General features: G+C 70.9%; 4 protein-coding genes and 1 pseudogene. All 5 read right to left on the bottom strand.

The window, feature by feature from the left end:
• A pseudogene (locus B2X67_RS18610) lies at positions 1-259 on the bottom strand (DUF4136 domain-containing protein); the annotation flags it as partial.
• A gap of 31 nt (positions 260-290) precedes the next feature.
• On the bottom strand, positions 291-1,040 hold the full coding sequence (locus B2X67_RS18605) for a methyltransferase domain-containing protein (RefSeq protein WP_286786421.1): 750 nt from the start codon (positions 1,038-1,040) through the stop codon (positions 291-293).
• A complete protein-coding gene (locus B2X67_RS18600) occupies positions 1,037-1,339 on the bottom strand; it encodes a nucleotide pyrophosphohydrolase (RefSeq protein WP_273230339.1) in 303 nt (100 codons plus the stop codon). The genes B2X67_RS18605 and B2X67_RS18600 overlap by 4 nt, the downstream gene beginning before the upstream one ends.
• Before the next feature lie 67 nt (positions 1,340-1,406).
• Positions 1,407-2,261, bottom strand: coding sequence for a MaoC family dehydratase (locus B2X67_RS18595; protein ID WP_286786420.1), 855 nt, complete (start codon positions 2,259-2,261; stop codon positions 1,407-1,409).
• Between the two features lie 9 nt (positions 2,262-2,270).
• A partial coding sequence (locus B2X67_RS18590) for a 3-oxoacyl-ACP reductase (protein ID WP_286786419.1) occupies positions 2,271-3,480 on the bottom strand: 1,210 nt, incomplete at its 5' end.

The raw sequence follows: 3,480 nt of genomic DNA, 5'->3' as shown, positions 1-3,480 counted from the left end.
CCTCGGCCATCTGCTCGGGCGTCGCCCAGCTGGCGCCCGCCGGCATCCGGCCCTGCGCCCAGCTCCAGTTGCGGTACCGGCCGTAGTCGCGCGGGGCGGCCGGATAGGCGCTGGCGTCGTAGGCATTCGCCGTGGCCTGTGGCGGGGCCGGTGGCAGCGGGTTGGAACTGGCCGTGTAGGGGTTGTCCTTCGCGCAGCCGGCGAGCAGCAGCGCCAAGGGCAGGCCGAGGGTGGCGGAAAACGCGAAGCGACGCTTCATGGTCAATCTCCTGCGGCGTATGAACGCCCTCTCAGCGTGGCTGGCAGAGCCAGTGCAGATAACGGCCCAGCCCGGCGAACGCCGGATGCCGGCGGTGCGCCAGCTCCATCTCGATCAGGTCGGCGGGGTCGGCCTTGGCCTGGAATTCCGCCGGCATGTAGTCGTGGAACACGCGCACGCCACTGGTGCTTTCGACCCGCCAATCGGCGTGCAGTTGCGCGGCCAGCTCGCGCGGGTCGAGCGGCCGCTGCGGTGTCAGGCTCTGGCCCTCGCCGGCGAAGCTGGATTTGCGCAGCTTGCGAAAATGCCCCTTGAGCAGGTTGCGGTAGACCAGCGCGTCCTTGTTGTAGAACGCCAGCGACAGCCAGCCGTCGTCGGCGGTGAGGCGGCGCAGGGCCGGCAGGATCGCCGCCGGTTCGGCCAGCCATTCGAGCACCGCGTGGCAGACCACCAGGTCGTAGGGCGCCTCCAGCCGTTCGGGCAGTTCCTGCCAGGGCGCCTGGATGAAGGTGGCGCCAAGGCCGGCCTCGGCGAAGCGCTGGCGGGCGCCGTCGAGCATCGGCTGGGCCGGCTCGGCGAGGGTCACCTGATGGCCGCGTTCAGCCAGCCAGAGCGCCATGTGGCCGAGCCCGGCGCCGATGTCGATCACCCGCAACGGGCGTTGCGGCAGGGTTTCGGCAAGGTCGGCCTGCAGCACGGCAAGGCGGATCGCGCCCTTGGCGCCGCCGTAGATCTTCTCGGCGAAGCGCGTCGCCAGGGCGTCGAAGTGGCGGTCGCTCATGTGAAGCGCCGCTCGTTGTCGGCGAGCTTGGCGCGCACCGCCTGGTCCATGTCGATGCCCAGTTCGGCGCACATCAGCAGCAGGTAGAGGACCACGTCGGCGACTTCCTGGCCGGCATGTTCGAGCTGCTCGGGCGGCAGCTGGCGCGACTGGTCTTCGTCGAGCCACTGGAAGATTTCCACCAGCTCGGCCATCTCAACGCTGGCGGCCATGGCGAGGTTCTTCGGGCTGTGGAATTTCCGCCAGTCGTTGGCATCGCGGATCGCGTGCATGCGGGCGGTGAGCTGTTCGAGGTTCATGCGGGGCTCCTTGGAGCCGCATAGCTTCGAGGGTTGCGCCCGCCCGCGCAAGGTTCGGCGTGTGGCTCTAGGCCAGCGCTGACCACTCGCCGTCCATGTGCGGCAGGTCGTCCGCGCCGCGCAGCGCCAGTTGGCCGCTCGCCCCCGGCGCGCTGGCCAGCAGGGTCAGCTCGCCGGGCAGCAGCAGCGGTTTCTTGAAGCGCACCTGCACCTCGTAGCCGGCGTCCGGCAGGCGATCGCCCAGCGCCGCCAGGCTGCGCGCCTCGAGCCACAGGCCGTGGGCGATGGCGCGGGGGAAGCCGAACAGGCGCGCGCTGAGGGCGCTGAGGTGGATCGGGTTGTAGTCGCCGGCGACCCGCGCATAGGCGCGGCCGATATCCGCCGGCGCCCTCCAGTGGTCGACTTCGGCGAGCGCCAGCGCCTCGCGGGGCGCGGCCTCGCGCGGTTCGCCCGGAACCTTCGCGGCGCGACTGAGAAAACGGCTTTCGCCTTCCCAGAGCGGCCCGAGCTGGTCGTCGACGCTGATCAGCAGGCTGAACAGCGCGCCTTTCGCGTGCGGCTGCAGGTCGGCCACGCGCACGCCGACGCGGAACGGGCCCAGCCCGCCGAGCGGACGCAACACGCGGATACGGTTTTCCAGGTGCACCAGGCCGAGTAACGGGAAGGGGAAATCGTCGGCCGTCAGCAGGCGCATTTGCAGGGCGAATGCCATCACGTGCGGGTAGGTCGGCGGCAGCCGGCCGTCGTCGGCGAAAGCGCAGACGCGCCGGTAGGCGGCGAGGTCGCGCGCCTCCACGCTGACCGGGCAGCGCAGGCCGCCTTCGGGCAGCGTGCGGCCGCTGACCTTGCGCTTCAGAGCGGCGCGCAGGAACAGCTCGGGCAGCGCGGGTGGGGCATGCAGATCGGTCCAGGATTGGCTCATGTCGATCCCTCAGGCGCCCAGCAGGCTTTGTCCGCACACGCGCAGCACCTGCCCGGTGACGCCACCGGATGCGGGCTGGGCGAACCAGGCGACGGTTTCGGCGACGTCCTGCGGCTGGCCGCCCTGGCCGAGCGAGTTCATCCGCCGCCCGGCCTCGCGGATGGTCAGCGGCATGGCCGCGGTCATCTGCGTCTCGATGAACCCCGGCGCCACCGCGTTGATGGTGATGCCGCGCTTGGCCAGCTCCAACTCCCAGGCCTGCAGCAGGCCGATCAGCCCGGCCTTGCTGGTGGCGTAGTTGGTCTGGCCGAAATTCCCGGCGATACCGCTGGTGGACGACACCAGCAGCACGCGGCCTTCGTCGCGCAGCGTGCCGCGTTCCAGCAGCGCCTGGGTCAGCCGCTGCGGCGCCTTGAGGTTGACCGCGATGACCGAGTTCCACAGCTCGTCGGTCATCTTCGCCAGGGTCTTGTCGCGGGTGATGCCTGCGTTGTGCACGACGATGTCGACGCCGTCCGGCAGCGCCTCGACCAGCCGCTGCGGCGCCTCCTCGCCGCCGATGTCCAGGCCCAGCGCTTTGCCGCCCAGGCGCGCGGCCAGGGCGTCGAGCTCCTTCTGCGCTTTGGGCACATCCAGCAGCACCACTTCCGCGCCGTCGCGGGCGAGGGTTTCGGCGATGGCCGCGCCGATGCCGCGGGAGGCGCCGGTGACCAGCGCGCGCTTGCCGGCCAGCGGCCGTGTCCAGTCCTGCACCTTTTGCTCGCTGGCCGCGAGACGGATCACCTGGCCGGAGACGTAGGCGCTCTTCGGCGAGAGGAAGAAGCGCAGCGCGCCTTCCAGCTGGTCTTCGGCGCCTTCGCCGACGTACAGCAACTGCACCGTGCCGCCGTGGCGGATTTCCTTGCCCAGCGAGCGGGTGAAGCCTTCCAGGGCGCGCTGCGCGCTGGCGGCGAAGGGATCGATGAGGGTTTCCGGCGGCCGTCCGAGCACCACCACGTGAGGGTTGCCGGCGAGGCTCTTCATCGCGGGCTGGAAGAAGTCGCGCAGGGCCACGAGTTGGTCGCAGTCGACGATCGCGCTGGCATCGAACACCAGGGCCTTGAGCCGTGGGCCGTGCTCGGCGGTCCAGTTCGGCAGGCCGGCGACCGCGTTCGGCGTGTACACCGCGTCGGTCAGCCTCGCCAGGCTCGGCAGCAGGCCGGCGGCCAGCGCGCCATCT

It is taken from the genome of Pseudomonas sp. UBA3153 (assembly GCF_002364635.1).
Taxonomy (GTDB): domain Bacteria; phylum Pseudomonadota; class Gammaproteobacteria; order Pseudomonadales; family Pseudomonadaceae; genus Pseudomonas_O; species Pseudomonas_O kuykendallii.
Note: the sequence above shows the minus strand (reverse complement) of the source record. Positions and strands in the feature narration are given on the sequence as shown.